This is a genomic window from Neolewinella xylanilytica (assembly GCF_002934605.1).
Lineage (GTDB): Bacteria > Bacteroidota > Bacteroidia > Chitinophagales > Saprospiraceae > Neolewinella > Neolewinella xylanilytica.
On the sequence record NZ_PTJC01000006.1, the window covers coordinates 1536373 to 1561495 of the forward strand.

Annotated in this window: 17 protein-coding genes; 7 read left to right on the plus strand and 10 right to left on the minus strand. The window is 58.2% G+C overall.

Annotated elements, in window-relative coordinates:
* Positions 1-51: 51 nt before the first annotated feature.
* Together CLV84_RS15625 and CLV84_RS15630 are read left to right on the plus strand one after the other, a co-directional pair.
* Complete coding sequence (locus CLV84_RS15625) at positions 52-852, plus strand: patatin-like phospholipase family protein (protein WP_104420700.1); 801 nt, start codon at positions 52-54, stop codon at positions 850-852.
* Between the two features lie 3 nt (positions 853-855).
* On the plus strand, positions 856-2385 hold the full coding sequence (locus CLV84_RS15630; RefSeq protein WP_104420701.1) for a GH3 family domain-containing protein: 1530 nt from the start codon (positions 856-858) through the stop codon (positions 2383-2385).
* Here CLV84_RS15630 and CLV84_RS15635 read toward each other — a convergent pair.
* Genes CLV84_RS15635 through CLV84_RS15645 form a run of 3 tightly spaced genes read right to left on the minus strand, consistent with a single transcriptional unit; the run spans position 2382 to position 5336 of the window.
* Entirely contained in the window at positions 2382-3872 is a 1491-nt protein-coding gene (locus CLV84_RS15635) for a glycosyltransferase family 39 protein (RefSeq protein ID WP_104420702.1), read from the minus strand. The two genes, CLV84_RS15630 and CLV84_RS15635, sit on opposite strands and share 4 nt — an antisense overlap.
* Positions 3873-3884: 12 nt before the next feature.
* On the minus strand, positions 3885-4379 hold the full coding sequence (locus CLV84_RS15640; RefSeq protein WP_104420703.1) for an AAA family ATPase: 495 nt from the start codon (positions 4377-4379) through the stop codon (positions 3885-3887).
* Complete coding sequence (locus tag CLV84_RS15645) at positions 4380-5336, minus strand: SPFH domain-containing protein (RefSeq protein ID WP_104420704.1); 957 nt, start codon at positions 5334-5336, stop codon at positions 4380-4382.
* Positions 5337-5678: 342 nt separating this feature from the next.
* Between CLV84_RS15645 and CLV84_RS15650 the strand changes: the two genes are divergently transcribed.
* On the plus strand, positions 5679-7079 hold the full coding sequence (locus CLV84_RS15650; RefSeq protein ID WP_104420705.1) for a hypothetical protein: 1401 nt from the start codon (positions 5679-5681) through the stop codon (positions 7077-7079).
* Here the strand turns inward: CLV84_RS15650 and lon are convergent.
* On the minus strand, positions 7045-9462 hold the full coding sequence (gene lon, locus CLV84_RS15655) for an endopeptidase La (protein WP_211295270.1): 2418 nt from the start codon (positions 9460-9462) through the stop codon (positions 7045-7047). The genes CLV84_RS15650 and lon overlap by 35 nt on opposite strands.
* Positions 9463-9540: 78 nt before the next feature.
* Between lon and CLV84_RS15660 the strand changes: the two genes are divergently transcribed.
* The gene (locus tag CLV84_RS15660; RefSeq protein WP_170067729.1) at positions 9541-10311 is read left to right on the plus strand and encodes an SDR family oxidoreductase; all 771 of its coding nucleotides are present in this window, start codon (positions 9541-9543) and stop codon (positions 10309-10311) included.
* On the opposite strand, the gene CLV84_RS15665 is transcribed toward CLV84_RS15660, so the two are convergent.
* The 4 genes from CLV84_RS15665 to miaB form a co-directional block, all read right to left on the minus strand.
* Complete coding sequence (locus CLV84_RS15665; RefSeq protein WP_104420707.1) at positions 10305-11816, minus strand: NAD(P)H-hydrate dehydratase; 1512 nt, start codon at positions 11814-11816, stop codon at positions 10305-10307. The genes CLV84_RS15660 and CLV84_RS15665 overlap by 7 nt on opposite strands.
* Before the next feature lie 12 nt (positions 11817-11828).
* Positions 11829-12869 (minus strand): MlaD family protein, encoded by a 1041-nt coding sequence (locus tag CLV84_RS15670; RefSeq protein WP_104420708.1) that lies wholly within the window; start codon positions 12867-12869, stop codon positions 11829-11831.
* A gap of 98 nt (positions 12870-12967) precedes the next feature.
* Positions 12968-14230, minus strand: a complete 1263-nt coding sequence (locus tag CLV84_RS15675; protein WP_104420709.1) for a sigma-54 interaction domain-containing protein — start codon at positions 14228-14230, stop codon at positions 12968-12970.
* A 66-nt stretch (positions 14231-14296) separates the two neighbouring features.
* Positions 14297-15733, minus strand: a complete 1437-nt coding sequence (gene miaB, locus CLV84_RS15680; protein ID WP_104420710.1) for a tRNA (N6-isopentenyl adenosine(37)-C2)-methylthiotransferase MiaB — start codon at positions 15731-15733, stop codon at positions 14297-14299.
* Between the two features lie 158 nt (positions 15734-15891).
* Here miaB and CLV84_RS15685 point away from each other — a divergent pair, with 158 nt between their 5' ends.
* Both CLV84_RS15685 and CLV84_RS15690 read left to right on the plus strand, forming a co-directional pair.
* The gene (locus CLV84_RS15685; protein ID WP_104420711.1) at positions 15892-16767 is read left to right on the plus strand and encodes a hypothetical protein; all 876 of its coding nucleotides are present in this window, start codon (positions 15892-15894) and stop codon (positions 16765-16767) included.
* Positions 16768-16941: 174 nt separating this feature from the next.
* Positions 16942-18921 (plus strand): OmpA family protein, encoded by a 1980-nt coding sequence (locus CLV84_RS15690; RefSeq protein ID WP_104420712.1) that lies wholly within the window; start codon positions 16942-16944, stop codon positions 18919-18921.
* 1086 nt (positions 18922-20007) lie between these two features.
* Here the strand turns inward: CLV84_RS15690 and CLV84_RS15695 are convergent.
* Positions 20008-21411, minus strand: coding sequence for a HEPN domain-containing protein (locus CLV84_RS15695; protein ID WP_104420713.1), 1404 nt, complete (start codon positions 21409-21411; stop codon positions 20008-20010).
* 225 nt (positions 21412-21636) lie between these two features.
* On the opposite strand from CLV84_RS15695, the gene CLV84_RS15700 reads away from it, so the two are divergent.
* Entirely contained in the window at positions 21637-24393 is a 2757-nt protein-coding gene (locus CLV84_RS15700) for a putative LPS assembly protein LptD (RefSeq protein ID WP_146088829.1), read from the plus strand.
* A gap of 104 nt (positions 24394-24497) precedes the next feature.
* Here the strand turns inward: CLV84_RS15700 and CLV84_RS15705 are convergent, their stop codons facing one another.
* Positions 24498-25094: a YlmC/YmxH family sporulation protein gene (locus CLV84_RS15705; protein WP_104420715.1), complete on the minus strand. Its 597-nt coding sequence runs from the start codon at positions 25092-25094 to the stop codon at positions 24498-24500.
* Between the last annotated feature and the right edge of the window lie 29 nt (positions 25095-25123).

Consider the following 25123-nt stretch of genomic DNA (forward strand, 5'->3'; position numbering starts at 1 on the left):
CAAAGGTTGGTGGCTGAACCGGGGGTGCTCCCGGGGTGTCTGTATGAATGCATGAGCAAGCTAACAATCGGCATAACGCTTTCGGGCGGCGGAGCGCGGGGAGCGGCGCACATCGGAGCACTGCGGGCCCTACTCGAAGCCGGCATCGTACCTACGAAAGTGGTGGGCGTAAGCGCGGGGGCCCTGGTCGGCGCCCTGTACTGCGCGGGGGTATCGCCGGACGATATGATGGATTTCGCGCTGCGGTCGTCGCTGTTTCGATTTTACAAACTGGGGGTGCCGTTGACGGGGCTGACCAGTAGCTACTACCTGCAGGAACGGCTGGCTACGGTCATCCCCGATAATAGTTTCGACGGACTGAAGTACCCCTTCTACGTCGGCGTAACGAACCTCAACACCGGACAGCTGGAATGCCACGACCGGGGACCCCTCCACGAACTGGTGGCGGCGAGCTGTGGGATCCCCTTTTTGTTTCGCCCGGTGGTGATCGACGGGGCCCAGTACGTGGACGGCGGGGTGATCGAGAATATGCCGGTCCGGCCCCTGCTGAACCAGGCGGATTTTATCATCGGCAGTAACCTTATGCCCTACGAAAATCTGAAAGCGGCGGATGTCAAGACGGTGATCGGCATCGTGTGGCGGTGTTTCGATCTGAGCATTATGGCGAACACCCTGCCTTCCGCTGAATTATGTGATGTAGTCCTCGAGCCCAGCACGCTCAACGATTATCATATCTTTAACCTCAACCGGCTGTCGGATTTGCACGACGTCGGCTACGAACACACCCGGAAACGCCTGCCCCACATCCAACGGTCCCTGGAAAGCAAGCGGGAGTTATTGGAAATTCTTTAGGTCATGCTCCGTGTCGTCAATTCCATTTTTAAAACCTACCTCGGCAGGTACCGGAAAGAGATTCGTGCGCACTTCGACGAACCCTTAGTGCTGCAGCAACGAACCCTGCAGGGATTGCTGCAAGCGAACCAAGCTACCCCCTTTGGGAAGGATCATCACTTCGACCGCATCCTACAGGATCTCGGCTCCTACTCCCAGCGGGTTCCCGTGCGGAACTACGACGATCATGCTCCCTACATCGAACGGGTATTGGGCGGCGAACTCGACACCCTCACCGCCGACCCGGCTGCCTGGATTGCCACGACCAGCGGCACTACCGGATCTGTGAAGTACCTGCCGGTGCCCCAGTCGGCCGTACGGGACATTCACCTGAAGGGAAGCTGGCTAAGCCTGGCGATACTGTACGATAAAGACGAATCCGTCCAGGTATTCAGCCACAAGAATTTACTGATCGGTGGGGCGTTCCAGGGGATTCACCATGCTTCCGGGTTACCGAAGGCGGACATCAGCGCCATCATCATCAAGAGCATCCCGCGCATCATGCGGCCGTTCTACATCCCCGATATCGAGCTGGCTACGGCCCCGAGTTACGAGGACAAGATTGAAAAGATCGCCCAGTTGGCCGCCCGCGAGCCCGGGATTACCATCCTCGGCGGAGTGCCGACGTGGAACCTGCCGCTTTACCGACGCATACTGGAGATCCACGGCGGAGACAACATGCTGGACGTATGGCCGGGGGCAGCGGCCTTCAAGCACGGTGGCGTAAATTTCGAGCCGTACCGCGCCCAGTTCGAGCGGCTTTTTCCCCGGCCAGGATTCATATTCCAGGAGATTTATAATGCCACGGAAGGATTCTTCGCCGTGCAGGACCGGGACGATCTCCGCACGATGCTCCTGCTCCTGACCGCCGGGGTCTACTACGAATTTATCCCTTGGGAAGCTTACCAGCGTGGCGACCTTGAGGCGGTGAATCTGGCGGGCGTACGGACGGATACCACTTACGTAATGCTGATTTCCACGGTGGCCGGACTGTACCGCTATCCGATGGGGGACCTGATTGAATTTACGGAGACGGATCCCTACCGCATCCGGATCCTCGGTCGCACCCAGGAATTCATCAACGCCTTCGGGGAGGACTTGCTCCGGTCGGAGGCCGAGGGCGCCCTCATGGAGGCCTGCGAAACGGTGCGCGCCATCGTAAGGGACTTTACCGTGGCACCGGAGTACATCGAGGTCGGAAGAAAAGGGCGCCACCATTGGCTGGTGGAATTTGAACGGCCACCGACGGATCTCGACCGCTTTAATCGTGTGCTGGACGAGGCCCTCCGCAACCGCAACAACAACTACGCCGCTAAACGGTCGAACGATTTCGCCATTACCCGCCACGAACTAACCGTGCTGCCAACGGGGTTCTTCCGCGGCTGGCTACGGGATAAGGGGAAGTTGGGCGGTCAGCACAAGGTGCCGCGATTGGCGAATCACCGGCGGTTTTTGGAGGATATACTGGCTCGGCTGGACAAGCCGGCGCTTTAGTCCGCGTCGTATGCTTCCGCGGCACATCGGATGTAGTCGATGCTCATTTGGTCGGTCGTCAGCGGATGGGGAGAGCGGCTCCATCCGCGCTGGAGTATTGCCGAGTCAATTTCGCTTCTTTCAACCTCGGCGTGCCAATCGGTATACCAGGTGTGGACCACCATGCGGGCAGTGTCGGAGCCGACATCTTCACACCGGGGCAACTCCAAATAATCCACAAAGCGCAAACCCCGAGCTTCTTCCTCAAACCCGAGTACGTATTCGCTGAGGGTCTTCGTAACCCGGGATCCGTAGACTACCGCGGGGCCCTCCAGCCGGGTCAGGGTGGATGTTAGCCGATCGCGGACCTCGGGGTACCGCAGCGTCTGGCTGTATTCGGCCAATTTGTAACTCGGATACAGCAACAAAATACACGCTGCCCCAACGAGGAGGCGAAACCAAAGCGCGTCGGTTGCGATGCTGAAGCTCGCACAGATCGTTGCGATACAGTACGCGCTGCATACGCTCAGAATGGGTGCGAACATGATGATATGCCGGGGATCCCGGCAAACCGGATTGTAGGAATCGAAACTGATGGTCATGAAGTTGATCGATAGTAGGCACAGCACTGAAGTCAGAGGATACAGCAGCGTGTCGCCGTGGACCTTTCCCCGCAGCGTCACGACCAGTAAGGTCGTAAGGGAGATCACGCCGTGAATGACAAAACCACTGTCCACTAGCAAGGCCCAATATTCCAAGGTGAGCCGATCGATTAAGTACGACAGTGGCAGTTGATCGTAGGAGCACGGGTTCAGGTAGCGGTGCTGCTCGATCACTTCAAACCGCGTCAGGGCGGAGCCAAACAGGAGTTGGCTTCCGAGTAAATAAAGGCCTAATAGCGCAGCGGAAGTGGCGAGGAAGGAGACCCAGAACGAAGGAAGTTTTTTTCGGGCAAAGTCAACCACCATATACCCGACGAACAGCGGTGCCAGCAAGATAATCGATCCCTTCGCGTTAAAAGCGATGAACAGCAGGGCGGCGGCCAGGATGGCTGCTCGGTAGCCCCTTGCCGCTGATTTTCGGTGTTCAAGGTAAACTACCCAGGCCCCGAATGCGGCCAGACTCACGTAGACATCGGCCATGAGCTTGTCGGAATAAAAGAAATTCCAACGCATCCCAAAATAGCCGGATACGGCAAAGAGAGCCATCCATAGCGATTCCCTGCGGAGTTTGAATACGAGCAGGACGACCACACCGAGAGAGCAGAGCATCGCGGGCAGGGCGGAGGCCAGATCGTTTACGCCGAACAGCTGATAACTGAGTCCGATAAAAAAAATGGGGACGATGCGAAAAGTAAACGGATGGGTAAAGTCCATTTCCCCCCGGTAAAGGTGATACGCCATCTTGGCGTACGTCATATCATCGGCGCCAAAATGCCCGTAAAAAAAGTATAGGTGGTGGCACAACAGGACCAGCGCAACCAGGGCCAGTAAAAGGTATCTACCCATGCCGCTAAGGTATTACCTAATCCCGCTTACTGCCTGCAATGCTTGACGTATCCGGTCATCGCCCCGGATGATGATGGCATGCGGGAGTAGCGTCCGGTACCGTTCGAATAGCGCCCAGCGGTCATTGGCATCGGGCGCTTCCCGAAGTGCATCGGCTTCCCAGGGGAGATCGGGGGTACAGAGAAGCGTGAGATCGTAGCAACGTGAACGCATGGCGTCTTCCACCGCCGGCGCTACCCGGCCGAATTTGACCAGCGACCAGATGTAAATCACCTCCGGGCCGGTATCGCAGATCAAGGTGGAAGCACCGGACCGCTCAGCCTGGGTTTCGGTATTCAGCTGGGCCGACCATATAGCGGCGAGATCGGGGAAAGTGTATTCCCGGTCAAGGCCGTGCAGGTATTCGCGCGCCTGCTCGGCTACGAAAATACCGTCGAGGCACCAGGCGAGTGACCGGGAGAGCGAAGATTTACCGGATGATTCCGGACCGGTGATTAAAACCTTCAACTATCGTTCCAACTCGATCTTCTTGCGCTTCTTCTCGGCTTTTAGCTTGTCGCTCTGCTCTTTCATGTCTTCGCCCATCTTCTGGCTGGCCATAAAGCTGGCGGTCATGTTGGCGAGCATATCCGACCCGGCGGTGGGGGCGTTGGGGAGCATGATCAGGTTAGAGTTCACGTTCTCGCCCATGCTCTGCAGCGTATCGTAGTGCTGGGTGACGACGATGAGGGCCGAAGCTTCCTGGCTGTTGATGCCTACGCTATTAAGGATGTCGACGGATTCTTCGAGGCCCTTGGCGATCTCGCGGCGCTGATCGGCGATACCCTGACCCTGGAGGCGCTTGGATTCGGCTTCGGCGCGGGCCTTGGCAACGATCCGGATGCGGTCGGCCTCGCCCTCGTACTCGGCCGCCAGTTTTTCACGCTCGGCGGCATTGATCCGGTTCATCGCCACTTTGACCGTAGCGTCGGGATCGATGTCGGTGACGAGCGCGCGGACGATGTTGTAGCCGTAGCTGTTCATGGCATCCTGGAGCTCCAGCTTGATGGCGTTGGCAATGTCGTCCTTCCGTTCGAAGACATCATCGAGCTTCATTTTCGGCACTTCGGCCCGTACGACGTCGAAGATGTAGGAATTGATCTGCTCGTAGGGATTATCGAGTTTGTAGAAGGCGTCGTATACGCTCTCGGGGCCCACGGCGAATTGCACGCCGACCTTCAGCTTCACGAAGACGTTGTCCTTGGTTTTCGTTTCTACGTTAACGTCCAGCTGTTGAACTTTCAAACTGACCTTGCCCGCCACTCGGTCTACGAAAGGCAGCTTAAAATGCAGGCCGGATCCGCGGATGGACTGAAAGCGACCGAGGCGCTCCAGGATGGCGGCACTCTGCTGGCGTACGGTGAAGAAGCTACCGGTTATAATTAGGAGGGCGAGGACTAATATAACAATGAGTGCGATGGACATAACCGAGTTTTGTTGGTAAGATAACGTTATGGATGCATTGCAGTTGCGAATTGTTACGGTATACATCGGTGTTCCGCCTGCCCCCGTCGAAAGTGTCGGTCACTTACTGGATTTCGTTGGGTAGATCGCATCCCATCCCGACGGGCCGCCTAAAACCCGCGCTCCGGCGCCATGGTACCGTACCCCCGTCCGAAAGTCTGGCTACTTACGGCCAAACAATCCCGCCGGCCGACCATTTTTCCGTATCTTCGCCGGACAAGCGCGCTCACGGGAGCCGCCAGACCCTGGTAATGCCTTAAATGGCACTACCGGGTTTTCTTTTACTAAGCTAAACGACCCGTCATGTACGAACTGAACGATACCTATAAGGCCCACCTGGACTCGATTGCCGAGGCCATCCAGGCAAGTCCTACCCTCGCCCAATACCTGGAAGAGGAGGAAGACGAGCACTACGAGGCCCTGAAGGCGGAATTCGAGCCCCAACTCGAGGCCGCCCACGAGCAGATCAACCACTATTCTCCCTTCGAGATCGAATCGTTCGAGCGTTACCTTTTAGACGATCGTTTCGAGGGTTTGTTCCTCCCCCGGGTACTCGGCTATAGCGTGCTTCGCCCACAGATCAACGCCCAATTCTTTTATTCCCGGCAAAACGACCATTTCGGTGAGATTTTATCCTACATCGCGGGGAACGTCAACTTTGACCAGCTGCGGAGCCGCATCGGGCAGGCCGTGCAGGTCGGGTTCGCGCTGAGCAGCGATATCTACGTCACCGGCCTTATCGATGAAATCCCGACCAAGCGCGTCCGCCAGTTCCTGCTGTCCCAGAAGGCAGACAATGCCCGCACCACCGAAGGGCGTAAGCAGATCTTCCTGCGCTACCAGCGGCAGTTCCGCAGCCGCAACTACCAGTACGCGCCCTTTCCCCTGGCCGAGAACGAGCTGATCTCCCACACCGATCACCTGGTGAATTTTCTCCTTTACCGGATCTCCCAGGAAGGGCTGAATAACGACGCGCTTCCCGGGCCGCTGTACGACATGGCCACGAACGAGGACTATACGGGCCGCAAGGAGATCGTTGAACCTATCCTCATTTACGGTGCTTACCTCAGCCCCGAGGGAGAGGCCCTGGAAGCCATCAAGAACGTACTGAGCCGCGAACGGAAGGCGCATTCGGACCGGGTCGAGCAGCAGGTGATGACGTTCCTCCTGCGGTTAAAGAACGACCCCACCATCACCTTCGGCCAACTCGAGGAACTGAACCTGGGCGAACTCATCGACCGCACCATCGACGACGATCTGACCGCTTATTTCAACCTGACCGACAAGATTCATAACGAAGGCTATACCGAGCCCGAAGTGCAGGAAGCGATACAAGAGGAGGTCCTGAAGCAACAGGGTTTGAGCGAGTTTAATGAGAACATCCGCCAGACGATCCTGGCCTACTTCGATACCTACGCCGCCAGCCTGGGCACGGACGATTACAACGACTGGTTCGCCCATACCGGCAAGCAGTTCCCGATCTACATGAAGATCTTTGCCAACGAGCAATTCAACCAGGAACTGCGCCGCCTCGCCATCCGCTACACCAAGCGGTTGATCAAGGTGCACACGAACAAGCGGGGTAAGGACTACCGCGACATCAAAAAGACCACCGTGGCTACCTGGACGGACTACGACTTCATGACCGACAAGCAGCTTAAGGAGTTCTTTAAGACACCACGGAAACGGAAGAAGTCGGCGTAGTCTCCAGCGCGACCTCGAGGACCTGATCGAATTTACTGACGAAGTGGGCGGTGAGCCCCTCCCGGAGGTATTCGTCCAGGTCTTCGTAATCGCGGCGGTTCTCTTCGGGGAAGATCAGGGTATCGATCCCTACCCGGCGGGCCCCGATCGTCTTTTCCTTCACCCCGCCGATGGGGAGCACGCGGCCGGTCAGCGTTAGCTCACCGGTCATGGCCAGGCCGTCGCGGGCCGGCTGTCCGGTGGCCAGCGTGTAGAGCGCCAACGCCATGGTGATCCCGGCGCTCGGACCGTCCTTGGGGGTGGCGCCGGCCGGTACGTGCAGGTGAATCTGGTGCTTATCGAAGTAGTCGGATCCCGCACGACTTAAAATTGACCTGACGTAACTGAGGGCGATCTGGGCACTTTCCTTCATGACGTCCCCGAGCTGACCGGTAAGCCGAAACCCTTGATTTTCGGCTGGTATGCCACTGGCTTCGATGTAAAGCGTAGCGCCGCCCAGGGCGGTGTAGGCGAGTCCGAGGACGACCCCCGGAATGGACTGGTCGTACAGCTTCTCGGTGTTGTAGCGTGGGCGACCGAGCATGTCGTTTATGGTGTCGCGGTTCACTTCGAAGGAATGCTGAGCCGATTCCGCCTGCTTCAGGACCAGCTTGCGGATGATCTTGCGGAGTTGCTTCTCGAGGTTCCTGACGCCGGCTTCGCGGGCGTAGCGGTCGACGAGGAAGTCCAGCGCGTCATCCGTGAACGTTACCTCGTCGGCAGCAAAGCCGTGCTCCTTTAGCTGGCGCGGAATCAGGTACTGCTGGGCGATCTTGATCTTTTCTTCCTTGATGTAGCCGCTGAGTCGGATGATTTCCATCCGGTCGCGCAGGGGGCCGGGAATGGTATCGAGTTGATTGGCGGTGGTGAGAAAAAGCACGTTCGACAGGTCGTAGGGAACGTCGAGGTAGTGATCGACGAAACCATCGTTCTGCTCCGGGTCGAGTACTTCGAGCAGGGCGGATGCCGGGTCGCCCTGGCCGCTGCCCAGTTTGTCGATCTCGTCGATGAGGATCACCGGGTTGCTGCTCTTGGCCCGGTCGATGGCCTGCACCAGTTTGCCGGGCATGGCACCGATGTAGGTGCGGCGGTGGCCCTTGATCTCGGCCTCGTCGCGCATCCCACCGACACTGAAGCGGTAGAATTCGCGGCCAAGGGCTTTGGCGATGCTTTGTCCGATACTGGTCTTGCCCACGCCGGGAGGGCCCACGAGGCAAATGATGCTGCCCGCCACGGAATCCCGTTTGATGATGGTAGCGAGAAATTCCAGGATGTTGTCCTTTACGTCTTCCAGGCCGTAGTGGTCGGCGTCCAGGATGCGTCGGGCCTCGGCGATGTCGTTGGTGTCGGGGCTGAATACGCCCCAGGGCAGGCTGGCCAACGTTTCCAGGTAGGTACGAGTGACGTTGAATTCGGGGCTCTGGGTGTTGAGGGTACGGAGTTTATTCATCTCCCGGTCGAAGACCTCCCGGACGCGCTCGGGCATTTGCTTGCCGTCGAGCATATTCATGATCCGTTCGGAAATGGACTCGCCGTCGTCCTGTTCCTCGCCCAGTTCACGGCGGATAGCGGAGAGTTGCTCGCGGAGGAAGTACTCTTTTTGCTTGGCGTTGACGCCTTCTTCTATTTGTTTATTGATGCGGGACTGGATCTTAGCGACCTGGAGCTCGTCCTTGATGATGTTAAGCAGCATTTTGGCGCGCTCGGAGATGTCCCATGTTTCCAGCAGATCCTGCAGCTTGTCTTTTTCGGAGCTGACCAGATTGCTGATCACGTCGATCGTCTGGCCCGGCTTCTCGTAATTTAGCTGGGTGACCACCATATTGACCTGCTCCTGAAAAAGCGGGTTAAGCGCCAGGAGGCTTTTGATGTCGGAGCTGATGGCCAGCATGTAGGCTTTTAGCTCCGCGTCGGGCTTTACCCTAGGCTGGTTATCGTATTCTACCCGCCAGCGCAGGCTGGGTTCGGTTTGCACGGTGCGTTGGCGGCGAAAACGCTTGATCGTTCGGCCAAGTACCTGTACGCCGTTGTTGCCCATCGGCATAACCTTGAGGATCTGGTAGGCCGTCCCGACCTCGTGGTAGATCGATTCGCGGTAGTCATCATCGTTGCCCTCCCGTTCGAGTACGGCGCCGATGTATCCATCGTGCTGCTCGACGGCAATTTTTATGGCGGCCAGCTTGTCCTGTCCGGAAAAGGTCATGGGGAGTGCGGTGCCCGGAAAGATGGGGCGCTGGGAAAGGGGCATGATCGTTAACAACTGGGGGAGGCTGGGATCAATCAGTTGTAGGGCCGCGTCGGGCATCAGGTTGTTGAGATGGTTTTGGTTTATTCCGTCTTCCAATGGGGTAGGGTATTTGACTTTCGGTACTTTAATCAACCCCCAGCGTATTTGTTCGGCCCGCTTTCTACCTTGCAGGCCATGCAAAAATCGATATTCATCACCGGTGCCGCGGGCGGCTTTGGACGAGCTTGCGCGCGGCTGTTTGCCAGCAAGGGATATTACCTGGGGCTGTTCGACGTTTCGGAAGACGGGCTCAGCGAGATGGCGGAAGAATACGGAGCGCAAAGGTGTTGCACCCAGCGGTTAGACGTGACAGACGCCGAGGATTGCCGCCAGGCCATTGCCTACTTCGGTCGGCACACCGGCGGCAGAATGCACGTACTGCTCAACAATGCCGGGATCATGGGAGTGGGCGAATTCGAGCAACGTGAACTGGCCGACGAGTTACGCATCGTAGACGTGAATCTCAAGGGGCCGATGAACGTGGCCTATCACGCCTATCCGTTGCTGCGCGATACCCCCGGGGCGCGGCTGATCAATCTGGGCAGTGCGTCCGCCCTCCACGGGAACCCGGAGCTGGTAGCCTATAGCCTCTCGAAGCGCGCCGTTAATTCCTTTACGGAAAGCCTGGATATCGGTTGGGCGAAGGATGACATCCACGTCTGCGACGTCAACCCGATGTACGCACGCACCAACATGATGGCGACCAACCGGGAATTCCTGCGAAAATTGCCCGAGCGCGATATCCGCCTGACGGCCGAAGACGTCGCGGAAGCGATCTACGCTACCCTGCAGGATAAACGGGTCCACCATTACGTGGGGCTGGATACCAAGGTGTACGCCACGGCGGGCAAATTGCTGCCGTTCTGGTTGCGGCGCTGGGTGCTTCGCCGGGTGATCGGTTACTGAGCGCCCTGCCTCAGTTTGCCGAACGCTTTGCCCAGGTGGCTCACGACGTCCTCCGCTAACAAGCTCTCCTGTTGCAACTCCCGCGCGGCGAGGTCGCCGGCCAGGCCATGAAGGTATACGCCCAGGCGGGCGGCATCTACGGGTGAATAGGATTGGGCCAGCAGTCCGGCGATTACGCCGGTGAGGGCATCGCCCGTTCCGCCCGTACCCATTCCCGGATTACCGGTCGTGTTGAAGTAGAGCGTGCCGTCCGGCGTGGCAATAGTAGTATATCCGGTTTTGAGCAAGATGACCAGTCCGAGCTCCCGGGCTTTTTGACGCTGGAGCTCCCACCGATCGAAATCGTCATCGGTCTTGCCGAATAGCCGTTCGAATTCCTTGGGGTGGGGCGTTAGTACGCTTCCCTTCGGAAGCAGGGCAAGCATATCGGTATGCTCGCCAAGGATGTTCAGCGCATCGGCATCGATGACCATCGGGCTTCCGCAGGCTTCGATCAATTGGAAAAGCCCGGCTTGGGTGGCTTCGTCCTTCCCCAGTCCGGGACCGACCGCCACCGTATCGTAAGCGTCCACCTGGCCGGCGGAAGTGAAGTGGTAGCGGTGGTCGTCCATCTCGCACATCGCCTCCGGCAGGGAAATCTGCATGATCTCGTACCCGACCCGCGGAATGTGCGTGGTGACGAGACCGGCCCCGGCCCGCAGCAGGGCACGGGCACTGATGACGGCGGCACCCATTTTGCCGTAACTGCCGGCGATCAGCAGGGCGTGGCCAAAGGTCCCCTTATGGTCGTTGGCGTACCGCTCCTTCAGGAGGGGCCGAACCAACGGGCGGGTAAGCATGATGTTGTTCGCCTGCTCGGTCACGGCCTCCCGCGGGCGGGCGAGCCGGAAGGGGACCAGTTCCCAGTGGCCCAGGTAAGGCGTGTTGGCAGGGGAAAAGAGCGCGAGTTTCGGATACCCCAGGCTGAAGGTGCGGTGGGCCCGGATAATCGCACTCCCGGAAGGTCGGTCGGCATAGAGGCCGCTAGGCAGGTCGACGGCCACCCGCTCGACCGCTTGCTCGTTGACGTGGTGTACGAGCCCGGCCCAGTAGCCTTCGATGGGCCGGCTGAGGCCAGTGCCGAAAAGGGCGTCGAGTACGAGGGTATTCCGTCGGAACGTAGGAAATGCATCCCCTTGGCTGAGGGTACGAATGTGCACTCCGGAATCCTTTGCTCGACGGCGGTTGGTCAGGTTATCCTCCGATCCGCTGGCAATTTCCGCCCAGAGAACACTTACGGTATACGCTTCAAAGCGCAGCAACCGGGCGATCACCAGGCCGTCGCCCCCGTTGTTTCCCGGTCCGCAGAGCACGACGATCTCGCGGTCTTTGTCCGGATACGCCTTCAGGAAACGGCCACACCAGGCCGTGGCGGCCCGTTCCATGAGCTCCAGGCTGGTGATGCCTTCCTGCTCCATCGTCGCGGCGTCCAGCGCGCGGTGTTCCTCGGCACGTAGAATACGCATGGCGGAGCGGGTTTAGCGACCTTCTTCGAGTTCTTCGTCGCGGCGGTCGAACTTAAGTACCCGGCGCCGGCTCTTGAAAGGAACGTAGCGGTAGGGCCGCTCCTGGAGATCGTTGAAGAGCGTATCGGCGCTGCGGGTGGCGTCGTTGATCTGATTGTATACTTCGTCGCTAGTCAGCAACTTGCCCAGGGTGCCCTGACCGTTCTGGACGTCCTCGATGACCGCGCTCACGCCGCCAATGGCCCGGTCCGCTTGATCGAGCGTACTCCGCAGGCTGGCGATGGTCGTATTGAACTCCTCGATCGATTGTTCCAGTTGCAGTCCGCTAAGGTTCTGCGTCAGCGAATCCGTGTTCTGCAGGATGCTGGCGATCGCGGCTTCGTTTTCGCTGAGGGTACGACTAAGGCTCGCGAGGTTATCGAAAGTGGTGTTGATGTCGTTGCTGTTGGCGGCGAGGATGCGGTCGAGCCGGTTACTGGTGCCCTTCAGGTTTTCCATGGTGACCGCCAGGTCGCGGGATGCCCGGGCAATGGGGTTGTCACTATTCTCGCTGAACAGCGTCCACTGGAGGCTATCGACGGCGTCTCCGATCTGCGCTTTGATGCCTTCGGCGGGGTCCGCGTCGGGATCCGTCCCGAGAAAGGAGGCGAGAATACCCTTGGAGGAGCCTTCCAGGAAGGTTTCACTTTCGGCGCAGTCGCCGTCACCGAAGCAGGGCCGGTCGTACTCGAGTACCACGGCCTTTTCCCCCAGGAGGCTAACGGTGGTGATGTAGGCGCGGGTTCCGACGGGAATGTTGACGTTGTCCCGCACCTCCAGGGTTACGATCACCAGCTTCTTTTGCTGATCGAGTTTGATGGATTTGACCGAGCCGATGTTGACCCCGCTGATCTGCACCGGCGTTCCGACGGTCAGGCCGGCCACGTCGCTGTATTCGACGAAGTAGACCTGAGACGAAGAAAACAGGTTACTTCCCTGGATAAATTTGAAACCCCAAAAGGCCAGTAAAATGGCCACTAAGGCCAAAATTCCAATTTTTACTTCGTTACGCATAGGGAAGGGGGGTGTAAGGAGTTTGCTTCATAAGCCGGCCGATAGCACGCGACTGTAACGCCACCGTATCAACTTAGGTTTGCGGGCCGCCACGGGGCTCAGTCGTTGATCTCGTACTCTTTGATCTTGCGGTACAGCGTTCGCTCGCTAATGCCTAACTCGTTAGAAGCCTCCTTTCTCCGGCCGTTGTGTTTCTTTAACGCCTTGCGGATAAGTTCGCGCTCGGCATTCGCCAGGCTAAGGTCTTCCTCCACGATCTCACTGCGCTCGTACTCCCGTTGCATGCTACCGTCTACGATGATGGGATCCTCCGGCGCGGGGCGGAAGTGCTCCACGTCGGCCCCGGCCCGGCGGTCGATCTCATCGGCCGCGTCGGGGTAGGCGCCGGGCAACTGAAGCGAACGGATCTTGCCCATGTCCGGCACCCGCAGATCGTTGTTGCGGATCAACTCGAAGATGAGCCCCTTCAGGTCGTTCAGGTCGCTTTTCATGTCGAAGAGGACCTTATACAAGATCTCGCGTTCCTGCATCCCGTTTCCGTCGCCGTTCAGGGTCTTGGCCGGGAGGTGGCGTTCGCGAAGTTTAGGCATCATCGTCATCAGGTCTACCCCGGTGAGCTCCCGTTTCTCGGCCAGGATGCTGAGTTGTTCGGCCACGTTCTTCAGTTCCCTGATATTTCCCGGCCACTGGTAATTGTTCAGCAGCCAGCGGGCCTCGTCGTCAACTTGGATGGGGTCGAATCCCTGCGCTTCGGCGAAGTTGTTGGCGAAGTGGCGGAAGAGGAGGTAGATATCGTCCGGACGCTCCCGCAGACTGGGCAGCTCGATGTTGACGGTAGCCAAGCGGTAGAAAAGGTCTTCCCGGAATTTTCCCTTCGCGATGCGCTCGTCCAGTTTCCGGTTGGTTGCCGCCACGATCCGTACGTCCGTGCGCTGTACCGTACTCGATCCCACCCGGATGAATTCCCCGCTTTCCAACACCCGCAGCAGGTAGGTCTGGGTATCCAGTGGCATCTCGCCGATCTCGTCCAAAAAGATGGTGCCCCCGTCGTACGACTCGAAGTAGCCCTTGCGGTCGTTGGAGGCGTTGGTGAAGGCACCCTTTACGTGGCCGAATAACTCACTGTTGATGGTGCCCTCCGGAATGGCCCCGCAGTTAATGGCGATGAATTTTTCGTGCTTTCGCGGACTGTTGTCGTGAATAATGCGACTGAACACTTCCTTTCCCACCCCGGATTCACCCGTGATCAGGATAGACAATTCGGTGGGGGCAACCCGCAAGGCGGTATTCAGGGCATTCTCCAGAGCGGGGGAGCGTCCGACGATGCCGTAACGGCGTTTGGTGCTGGAAATGTTGGCCATGATAATTCGGGATGTCGTCCGTAGAAAGTACCGGACAGGCGGACGGATGTTCGGGAAGGATTGCGGTTACCGGAGTTGGGTGCCTAACAGGGTAGCGCTGGTGGCTTCGTGTATCACTACGTGCACGTAGTCGCCCGTCCGGGTACCGGCGACCTTGGGAAAGATCACCATCTTGTTCTGGCTGTTACGCCCCTTCCAGTCGCTGTCGGACCGCTTGCTTTCTCCTTCGATCAAAACCTTGAACGTTTTGCCGATGTCCTTTTGGTTCAGTTCGTTACTGATGGTGGTTTGCAGGTCGATGACCTCCTGGAGCCGTCGCTTTTTTACCGGCAAGGGAACGTCGTCCGTGAATTTCCGGGCAGCCGGGGTTCCGGGCCGCTCGGAGTAGTAGAACATATAGGACATGCTGTAGCGAGCGTACGCAATCATGCGCAACGTATCCTGGTGCTCCTCCTCCGTTTCGGTACAGAATCCGGTAATGACGTCCGAGCTGACGGCGCAGTTGGGCATAATCTCGTAGATCCGGTCGATTTTGGCCTGGTACCATTCGCGGTCGTAGGTCCGGTTCATCAGGTCCAGGATGCGGCTGTTGCCGGACTGCACCGGCAGGTGGATGTACTTGCAGATATTTTCGTGGTCGCGCATGGTGTACAGCACCTCGTCGGTAATGTCCTTCGGGTGGCTGGTACTGAAGCGGATCCGCAGATCGGGGTGCACCGCCGCCGTCATCGCCAGCAGTTGGGCGAAGTTGACTCGTTCCTCCGTTTCCGGATGGGTCCACTTGTAGCTGTCTACGTTCTGTCCGAGGAGGGTCACTTCCCGGAAGCCGCGTTCGTAGAGGTCGGTTGCTTCAGCCACGATGCTGAAGGCGTTGCGGCTGCGTTCGCGGCCGCGGGTGTAGGGCACCACGCAGAAGGAGCACATATTATCGCAGCCGCGCATGATGGAGATGAAGGCGGTCACGCCGTTACTCTGGAGCCGTAGCGGGTTGATGTCGGCGTAGGTCTCCTCCCGGCTCAGGAAGACGTTGACGCCCTTGTCACCCTCCTCGGCACCGGCTACCAGGGTAGGCAGATCGCGGTAGGCATCCGGGCCCACGACCAGGTCGACGAGCTTTTCTTCTTCCAGGAACTTTGCCTTCAGCCGCTCGGCCATGCAGCCCAGTACGCCGACCATGGTGCCGGGCTTGCGCTTCTTTACTTTGTCGAATACCCGCAGCCGCTTGCGAACGGTTTCCTCGGCCTTTTCCCGGATCGAGCAGGTGTTGATCAGGATCAGGTCGGCGGCCTCCAGGTCGCGGGTCGGGCCGTAGCCGGCCTCACCGAGGATGCTGGCTACGATCTCCGAGTCGCTGAAGTTCATCTGACAGCCGTAGCTCTCGATGTAGAAGCGTTTGGATCCGTCTCCGGTAGCTTGGTCGAATTCACCGAATACCTCTCCCTGTTTGGTCAGGTCGATGGATTTCGCATTCAGGTCGGTAAGGGTAGGGTTGTCGTTATACATCACACACCGCTTTGGCGCGCAAAGGTACGTAAAATTAGCTGACAGATTGTCAGTGCGACCACCTATTTTCGGAAAGGGATTTGGGCGCCGGAGCGCGGGAACGGCATAATCCGTACACCGCTAAGCCCACCATCTACTTCAATCGATAAAGACCCGCCGTGAAGTTATTCGTCCTCATCCTTCTCGCCGCTAGCGGAAGCCTCCTGGGGCAACCTAAGCTGGTGGATACGACCTATCATGAGAACGGTCGGTTGGCTACCGTGAGCTGGTATACGATAAAGTTAAGCCGTGAACTGAAAAGAGCGGAGGCTTTCGTGCGGGCGATACTCTACGGTGCCGGCAGGGATACCGTCTATATCCGGGATAGCATCTGGGTATTCGGTCCGGAAGGGGAGCGAAGCAATGATGTCGAACTAATTAATCGTTCCCTCCTGTCGAGTCGGTCGGATGGCTCGGTCAGGTTAAGGCCAACCCTTCCGGATCCACTGCGGGGCGACACCCGCATTCAGGGTTACGTCGATAGGCCCCTGCTCGATACCGTTCGACTCCCTCCCGGCCCCGATGGTTTCGGTGGAGATAGCGTGCGCGTACACGTGGACGACGAATGGCTCCGGATCGATACCCTCCTCGCTTACCGGGACGTCCTATACCGGGGCGCCCGCCTGCTTATCGTTCCCGGCCCGGGTAGCCGGCGTATTCCCATTTCGGTGGAAGATGCGCGGACGAGTGCGTCTTACCGTACATACATCACCGTGGCGGGTTACGATCTGACCGAAGAAGACTTTTTTGGAAGTCCTCCACCGACCGCTACCCTAAACCTTCGACTGGCCGACCGACGGTTCCTATGGCTCAGGCTTACCGGCAACCGGAAGCTGTTATCCGTAAGCCGGAGCGGGGCGCTACTGAAGGAGTTGCCGGTCGGCCGTATACTCGACGGCATCGACCTAAGTGAGTGGACCGCCGGGGAGTATCTGCTTCAGTTACACGACCTCGGCACCGGTTTGCACACGTACGCCCGCATGCGACTGGACTGATCGCGCCGGGTGTTGCCGGACCCGGGTGAAGTAGGTCCTAAACCATCAAGCTTCGCCCGGGAATTGATCGTCGTTCGGAATCATCGTATATATTCGTCAAGTACACGGCACCCGCGCCCCGGCGCCCCGTCAACTATGGTACCTTACAGTCGTTTTGTAGCAAAGCGCGAGTCGATGCACCGATACCTTCTTTTTGTTTTCGTGGTCAGTTTCCTGGCCGGCTGTACCTATACCGCCAAGATCACCGACGGCGCCACGGCCGTGGACCGCAAGCAGTACGACGTGGCCGTGCCGATGCTGCAACGCGAGTATAAGCGCGCGAAAACCCGGGGGGAACAGGGTGCCATCGCTATGGATCTTGCCGTCAGCTACCGGGAGACCGGCAACGACGACCAGGCGGCCGAGTGGTTTCAGACGGCCTACGACAACGGGGTGGGGCCCGATGCCCTGCGCGAAAGAGCTGAAGCCCTGAAGCGGCTCGAACGCTACGAAGACGCGATCCAAACCTTCACCGATCTCGGCTTCGAGATCGGCTCCCGCTATGAATTCCGCAAGGACATCGCCGGAGCGGAAATGGCGATGCGGTTGATGGCCGAGCGGGAGGCCCAGGAAGTAAAGGAATACGAAGTGACCCCGGCCGGCTTTAACAGCCCCGGAGCGGATTACGCCGCGGTGAGCTACGACGACCGGCTGGTCTTTACCAGCGATCGGGCGGCCGCCACCGGTGAGGATACCTACAACTGGACCGGCCGCAGCTTCAGTGATCTGTTCCTCGTGGATCCGGAAGTAAGCGACGTCCAGGCCTTTAACCCGACCGTAAACAGCGAGTCGAACGAGGGGACGCCAACTTTTAGTCCGGACGGGAACGTCATGTACTTCACCCGCTGTACCGCTCCCGAAAAGCGCGCGGATGCCTACTGCGGCATCTACCGCAGCGAGCGCCAGGGGGAAGGTTGGGGACCCGCCGAAAAGCTGCCCTTCGTTACCCCGGACGCGAACTACATGCATCCCGCCCTTAGCGAGGATGGGCGGCGCATGGTCTTCTCCGCCAACCTTTCCGAAGGGTGGGGGGGCTACGATCTCTACGAAGTCGAAATGGGGCCCGAGGGACAGTGGGGTACCCCCGACCTGATGAACCGCGCCATCAATACCGACGGCAACGAACAGTTCCCTTACCTGGACGCCGACACCCTTTACTTCGCCAGCGACGGACTGGAAGGACTGGGCGGTCTCGACATTTTCCGGACCTGGCCCATGGGAGACGGTCGCTATAGCGCTCCGAAAAACCTGAAATTGCCGATCAACAGCGGGGCCGACGATTTCGCTTACTCCATCGTTCGCCGCGACGGCACCGGCATCGGGTCGACGACCACCGGCTACTTTAGCAGCTCCCGGCCCGGGGGGGCGGGCAGCGACGATATTTACGCCTACACCAAAACCGTGCTGCCCCCGCCGCCACCGGATCCGACGCCCATCGAGTACCGCAACGTGCTGGACGTCACCGTGGTGGAAAAAATCTATGAGGATCCCACTGATCCGTCGAGCCGCGTGCTCGGTCTGCGCCCGGTACCCAATGCCACGGTCGTGGCCCGGGTCGGCGAACAGAGCCGGACCGTGGCCACCAACGAGGAAGGTGTCCTGAGCCTGGTGCTCACCGACGACCAGCGCTACGAATTCCGCGCCGAGCGACCGGACTACCTCGCCGCCCAAGGCCGCTTCAGCAGCCGCAATCTGCCGCGTGACCCCGACGATCCCGAGCAGCGCTACGAGCTCGAACTGGAAATCGAAAAGATCTTCCGGAACCGCGAGATCGTGTTGGAAAATATCTACTACGACCTCGACGAAAGCTTTATCCGCGAAGACGCCCAACCCACCCTAAATGAATTGGCCGAACTGCTGCGCCAGAATCCGGACATCTCCATCGAGCTGGGTAGCCACACCGACTGCCGCGCCACCGATCGCTACAACGAAACGCTCAGTGAAGCCCGCGCCACCGCCGCCGTCACCTACCTCGTCGAACAGGGCATCAGCGCCGAGCGCCTCACCGCCCGCGGCTACGGCGAAACCCAACCCGTCGCCGACTGTATCTGCGAGCGGTGTACCGAAGCCCAGCACCAGCTTAACCGGCGTACTACTTTTCGGATCTTGGAGTGAGTTGAGGATTGAGTTGGTGAATGGCTGAATTCGTGAATTACTGAATGGGCTACCGCAAGTGGTAGGCGAGGCCCTCGCTCGCTACGCTCGACACGAATTGGTGAATGGCTGAATTAGCGAATTACTGAATGGGCTACCGCAAGTGGTAGGCGAGGCCCTCGCTCGCTGCGCTCGACACCAATTGGTGAATGGCTGAATTCTTGAATTACTGAATGGGCTACCGCAAGTGGTCGGCGAGGCCCTCGCTCGCTGCGCTCGAAACGAATTGGTGAATGGCTGAATTTGTGAATTACTGAATGGGCTACCGCAAGTGGTCGGCGAGGCCCTCACTCGCTACGCTCGACACGAATTGGTGAATGGCTGAATTCGTGAATTACTGAATGGGCTACCGCAAGTGGTCGGCGAGGCCCGTGCTCGCTACGCTCGGCGCTGACCGCGCTAGGGGGAGGGGCTTTCCAGGGCCGGTTATTTCGGCAGTTTGGTGTATTCGCGACGAGGTGCAGCCGGGCAATGCCGTGCCACGAGCGAAGCGAGCAGAAAACAGCGGCAGCCAATTCACTAATTCAGTCCCTCAACAATTCACCACTTCCCCCCGAGCGCAGCGAGCAGAAACCAGCGGCAGCCAATTCACCAATTCAGTCCCTCAACAATTCACCATTCCCTCACGAGCGCAGCGAGCAGAAAACAGCGGCAGCCAATTCACTAATTCAGTCCTTCAACAATTCACCATTCCCCCCCGAGCGCAGCGAGCAGAAACCAGCGGCAGCCAATTCACCAATTCAGTCCTTCAACAATTCACCACTTCCCCCCGAGCGCAGCGAGCAGAAACCAGCGGCAGCCAATTCACCAATTCAGTCCCTCAACAATTCACCATTCCCTCACGAGCGCAGCGAGCAGAAACCACCGGCAGGCCATTCACTAATTCAGTCCCTCAACAATTCACCATTCCCTCACGAGCGAAGCGAGCAGAGACCAGCGGCAGCAAATTCACCAATTCAGTCCTTCAACAATTCACCACTTCCCCTCGAGCGAAGCGAGCAGAAACCAGCGGCAGCCAATTCACCAATTCAGCCCTTCACCAATTCACTACTTCCCAACCGGCAACCGCACCGCCTTGATCATATACCCCTCCGGGCTCTCGTAATCGTACAGCTCGATGTGGGTCTGTTCGATGAGGATATTGACCAGGCTGTAGGTCGTGCCGATGGCGTAGCCTTTATTGGCTAGGTACTGGGTCACGAACCACTTTAGGCCCACGTAGGTAGTGAAGTTCAGGTGCAGGGCTTCGTGGAGTTCTTCCATGATCTCCTCGGCGGTGATGACGCGGTAGCCGGGCGGGGCCGTGTCGCGGTAGGTATTGGTCTTATGTTCGAGCTTGATCTTGCCGATGATCTTCGGGCCGGTGAGCTTGACGCGGTATTCACCGGAATTTTCCTTTTGCTCCACGGTAGCGGGCATGGGGGTGGCCACCTCTTCCTGGGCCGTAACGTGGGCGCTGCGGTTGTTGATTTCGTGGGCCTGCTGCACGGCGGCCTCCTCCTGCTCCTCCCGTACGACCTCGGCGGCGGCCTGGTGAATGGCTTGCTTTTCCTTTAGGGATAAGACGATCTCGTCGATGTGGCTTTCGGCTTCCTTAATGATGGAGGTCAGTTCGGAAGAGAGCTCGATCCCCTTCCGCAGCTCGGAATGGAAGAAGGTAGCCTGGTGGGCCACCTTGTTGCGGATCTTGGACATTTCTTTCCACAACCGCTCGAAATTCTTGTCGCGGAAGAAGGTTTTAAAGTACTTGGTGTAGTTGCCCTCCAGGTTGCCCTTCAGTTCGCGCAGCTCTTCCAAGGTTTCGATGCTGGTGAGCCGTTCCAGTACCTTTTCCGGTTCGTTGAAGCCCGTAGACTGCTTGTAGATGAGCAGACCGAGATCGTCGAAGTCGGCAAACTCGATGTCGCTGTTGATGAAGTAACTGAACTGGTTGGAGCGGTTGCGCTGGCGTGCCTTAACCTTCTCGATCATCTTTGGCGTGGCGGTCACTTCCCACCAGGACATACCCACCCGCTGAAAAAAGAACTTGATGAGGTAGCGGCGTAGCAGGTTCTCCACCGCGTTGATCTTGGGGTAGAGCTGGTTGGCGATCTCACTGCTGATATCGTCCTGCAGCACCCGCAGGTGGGCGAAGCGAAGCTTCTCGCTCAGGTGGCGCAGCAACCGCTGCCGGAACGGCTCCAGGGGTTCGAACATCGGACTTTCGACGCGGAGTACGAAAGCGGCTTCTACTAAATCGGTCAGAATTTTACTGGTGTCGACATTGATAACGGATACGGTCAGGCCACTCTCGCCTTTAATGAAGTCGTTGCCGTTTTTGTCTTTGGTGATAATGGGCGATTTGCCGTTCCAGACGTCGTTGCTGTAACTGATGGCGTGGATGAAGCCGCGCTGATCGCTGATGTCATCGGGGTCGATACATAAAAGTTCGAAGATGAAGTTGGAAGACATATCATAGATAATTGACTGGCGTTGGATAAATATTGATTCCCGGAAATATAGCGATTTAGGGAGGGAGCGCCTAACCGGTCGGCCATTAGCTTGGGCGGCCGTTGGCACTTGCGTACTTTTGCCCGCCCCGAGCGGCTAGCCCCTATTAAGGAAGCGTTAAAGCACCGCCCGGCCAACCGCGTATTCTCCGGCGGCATCGTTTGTTTGTCACGACTAACTACCAGATTGACCCGATTGTCTTTGCACCTGCGCCCCGTCGCCATCCTTGCCGTGCTGTTGCTGTTTTCCCTTTGCGCCGGAGCGCAGGTGGATAGCAGTGCCGTGGAGGCGAACTTCTCCGGCAACACCGCGCAGTACCAGATCAGCCCCGATAGCCTCACGGCACCCGTCGACTACCAGAGTCGCGACAGTATGGAGGTCGACCTCGCCAATCAGCGGATCCACCTCTACGGAGCCGCCCGGGTGAACTACGAAAGCATCAGCCTTCAGGCGGAGCACATCGTGCTCGATTACGGCACCAACCTCGTCACCGCAGAACCCTACCCGGATACCTCCGGCGTATTAGTAGGCGACCCCCAATTCAGTGATGGCGGCCAGGAATTTACCGCCAAGAACATAAAGTATAACTTTAAATCCAAGAAGGGTATCGTAACGGAAACGGTCACGACCCAGGACGATGTTTACGTCCGTGGCGGAAAATCCAAGTTCGTCAGTGGAGCGGTACAGACCAACGACTCCACCCGCTCCGACGTGATCTACACGGAGGGGGCCATCTTCACGAGCTGTTCGGCCGAGCACCCCCACTTCGGCGTACGTACCCAGAAGGCCAAGGTGGTGCCCAACAAGCTGGCCATCATCGGGCCCTCCAACCTCGAGATCATGGGGGTGCCGACGCCCTTCTGGCTGCCCTTCGGCTTTTTTCCGTTGAAGAGTGGCCGGTCTACAGGGTTGCTTTTCCCCAGCGACTACCAGTACAGCCAACAGTGGGGGTTCGGCTTCCAGGGAATCGGCTGGTTCTTTCCCATTGGCGAGCACGTCAACTTGCAGGTGACCAGCGATATTTACCTCAATGGAACCTTCACCCTGAACGCCGCCTCCAGCTACCGCAAGCGGTACAAGTACAGCGGAAATTTCGACTTCAGCTACCGCCGCCTGGTGGAAAAAACGAGCGTAGCGGAGAACTACCAGGACGTCAATAACCAAGGGTTCTCCTTTGGCTGGCGACACCGCCAGGACCCTCGGGCGCATCCGACCTTCACCTTCGGCGGTAGCATCAACTTTCAGACCAACCAGGTCAACCAGCGCTACCTCAATAGCTACGAAGCGGCGAGCACGAACGTGATCCGGTCTTCAATGAATATCACCAAGTCCTTTCCCGCCCTGAAGAGCACCCTGACCGCGGGCATTACCCACAGCCAGAACAACCAGACGGGGGTGATCAACGTCAATTTCCCGGATGCCCGCTTCCAGACGCAGACGATCTACCCCTTGCGCAATCTGCCGGGTAGCCAACGCGCCTGGTACAAAAAACTGAGCTTCCGCTACGTGAGTGAATTGCGGAGCGAGTTCAGCGGTATCGACACGGACAGTACCAGCTTCTTTTCCCAGCAGACCCTCGACGACGTCCGTTACGGTTTTACCCACCGGGTTAATACCGCCCTGAGCCTGAACGTATTGCGCTATTTCAACGTAAGCCCTAATGCCAGCTACTCGGAAACTTACTACGGGAAGACGCTGGAATACTTCCTGGACGAATCCACTCTGGAAACGGAAGATATCATTGACGAAAATGGCAATCCGGCAGTCGACACTACTTCTTTTGCTACGATCGATTCCAGGCTGAATCCCGGCCTGGCCGGATTCCGGAGCTTCAACGCCGGCGTTTCCGTTAGTACCCAGCTTTTCGGTACCGTCCGCCTCGGGGGTAGGGGGCTGTTCGGACTCAAGGGGCTACGGCACGTCATGAAACCCTCGGTGAGCATTGGCTACGTCCCTTCCTACCTGGATGCCAGGGACTTCATCAGCGGCCAGCCCTACTTCATTCGCGACAACCGGATCGATCCCGACCGCGGGAACCCCAACAATTTCCGGTCGCCTTTCGCCGGGCAAATCTTTTCCGCCCCGAGCCGCAGCGAGGGAAATTTTGCCGCCTCTTACAGTATCTCCAACCTCTTCGAAGCCAAGGTCTGGAACCGGAAGGACAGCACGGATAACATCGTCAAGCTGTTTCAGAACATAGCGGTCAGTGGTCGGTACGATCTGGCGGCCGACAGCCTGCAGTGGAGTGTCATTCGGGTAAGCGGTAGCACCAGCTTCTTCAAGGGGCTTACCCAGGTGAACCTGCGGGCCAGCCTCGATCCCTACATCGCGGTATTCGATGAGGCGCAGGGGGGGGCGGTGCGCCTGGACCGCACGACGCTGCGGGAAGACGGTGTGCCCTTCCAATTGACCAATTTCAGTGGCACCATTTCTACGAATCTGACGGTCGCCAAAATTCGCCAGCTTTTTCAGGGTGCCGAGGAAGAGTACGTGGAAGACGTCGCGGAAGAAAGGCGGCAGCAGCGGGAGGAGGCCAACACGCTATTCGAGGAAACCGACATTTTGAGCCTCTTCGAAAAATTCAGTATCCGGCATACGTATAACTACAGTTTGGACCGGGAAGTAGCCGTGGTTGCCGGCCAGCGGGACACCCTGCGCTTTAACACGGTCGCCAACAGCATCGAGCTACGCGGGGCCCTGCAGCTCACGGAAAACTGGAGCGTCAATATCGGGCAGATCGGATACGACTTCACCAGTAAGCGGATTACCTACCCTTACCTCAGCTTTGCCCGCGACCTGCACTGCTGGGAGATGCGCTTCAGCTGGGCGCCACAACGCAACACCTACCAGTTCACCATCGCCGTCAAGCCGGGGACCTTCGACTTCCTGGAAGTGCCGGTGAATCAGAACCGCTACGACGGGCGCAATCTCTTCGGTACGTAAGTCAGGCTTCCGCGATCGGATGTAGCTCTCGACACTAGGTTAGATAAAAAAGCCCGCCTCCCTAATTAGGAAGACGGGCTTTCTTATTCCATTATCACCTGCGATCAGATCGTCTGCCGCGAGGCGCGGGTCGCGTAAAAGTCGCTGGTGTAAAAGTCGTCGTCGAGCCGGTCGGCGCGGCGGTACTCATCCGTCGAGAAGCGGTTACGGTCGTAGCTGTTGCCGTAGTCGTGAAAACCCGATAGGTAATCGTTGGTATCAATCTCGTAGCGGGTGGAGTAGCCCCGGTCCTTGCGGAAACGGGGGTAGTTGGTCATGTGATCGTTCTCCAATCCCGATAGGGTGACACTATTCGATTTGGTGTCGATATGTACCAGGCCAACGGGGATAAGGGCGTGGCGGTCCTCTTCGGTGTACCGGCCGCGGTCGTAGCGATTGATAATGTCGTCATCGATCTCGATTTCGACGTACCGTACCATCTTGGCATCTACATCGGCCAGGAGTCCTTCTACCTCACCGACGGTCTCGCCGGAGGGGAGTTTGACGGTATAACCGCGGGGGTCCACGTCGTCGTGGTGGACTTTGTAGCCTGACAGGTTATCGAGGAATTTGAGTTTGGTATTCCGCGTATGGGTATCGTTCCGATCGCCGGTATTCCGGTCTCGGTCGTTGCGGGTGTTTTCGTTTACTATAGTGCTCATGTTGTGTTATTTATGGTTGGATAATGCGT

What these genes read in the sequence shown, in the direction of transcription:
- CLV84_RS15675 (WP_104420709.1), bottom strand. Translation starts at nt 14,230, where the DNA reads ATGGCCAACATTTCCAGCACCAAACGCCGTTACGGCATCGTCGGACGC.
- CLV84_RS15705 (WP_104420715.1), bottom strand. Translation starts at nt 25,094, where the DNA reads ATGAGCACTATAGTAAACGAAAACACCCGCAACGACCGAGACCGGAAT.
- CLV84_RS15665 (WP_104420707.1), bottom strand. Translation starts at nt 11,816, where the DNA reads ATGCGTATTCTACGTGCCGAGGAACACCGCGCGCTGGACGCCGCGACG.
- CLV84_RS15635 (WP_104420702.1), bottom strand. Translation starts at nt 3,872, where the DNA reads ATGGGTAGATACCTTTTACTGGCCCTGGTTGCGCTGGTCCTGTTGTGC.
- CLV84_RS15625 (WP_104420700.1), top strand. Translation starts at nt 52, where the DNA reads ATGAGCAAGCTAACAATCGGCATAACGCTTTCGGGCGGCGGAGCGCGG.
- CLV84_RS15690 (WP_104420712.1), top strand. Translation starts at nt 16,942, where the DNA reads ATGCACCGATACCTTCTTTTTGTTTTCGTGGTCAGTTTCCTGGCCGGC.
- CLV84_RS15695 (WP_104420713.1), bottom strand. Translation starts at nt 21,411, where the DNA reads ATGTCTTCCAACTTCATCTTCGAACTTTTATGTATCGACCCCGATGAC.
- CLV84_RS15660 (WP_170067729.1), top strand. Translation starts at nt 9,541, where the DNA reads ATGCAAAAATCGATATTCATCACCGGTGCCGCGGGCGGCTTTGGACGA.
- CLV84_RS15650 (WP_104420705.1), top strand. Translation starts at nt 5,679, where the DNA reads ATGTACGAACTGAACGATACCTATAAGGCCCACCTGGACTCGATTGCC.
- CLV84_RS15670 (WP_104420708.1), bottom strand. Translation starts at nt 12,869, where the DNA reads ATGCGTAACGAAGTAAAAATTGGAATTTTGGCCTTAGTGGCCATTTTA.
- CLV84_RS15630 (WP_104420701.1), top strand. Translation starts at nt 856, where the DNA reads ATGCTCCGTGTCGTCAATTCCATTTTTAAAACCTACCTCGGCAGGTAC.
- CLV84_RS15645 (WP_104420704.1), bottom strand. Translation starts at nt 5,336, where the DNA reads ATGTCCATCGCACTCATTGTTATATTAGTCCTCGCCCTCCTAATTATA.
- miaB (WP_104420710.1), bottom strand. Translation starts at nt 15,733, where the DNA reads ATGTATAACGACAACCCTACCCTTACCGACCTGAATGCGAAATCCATC.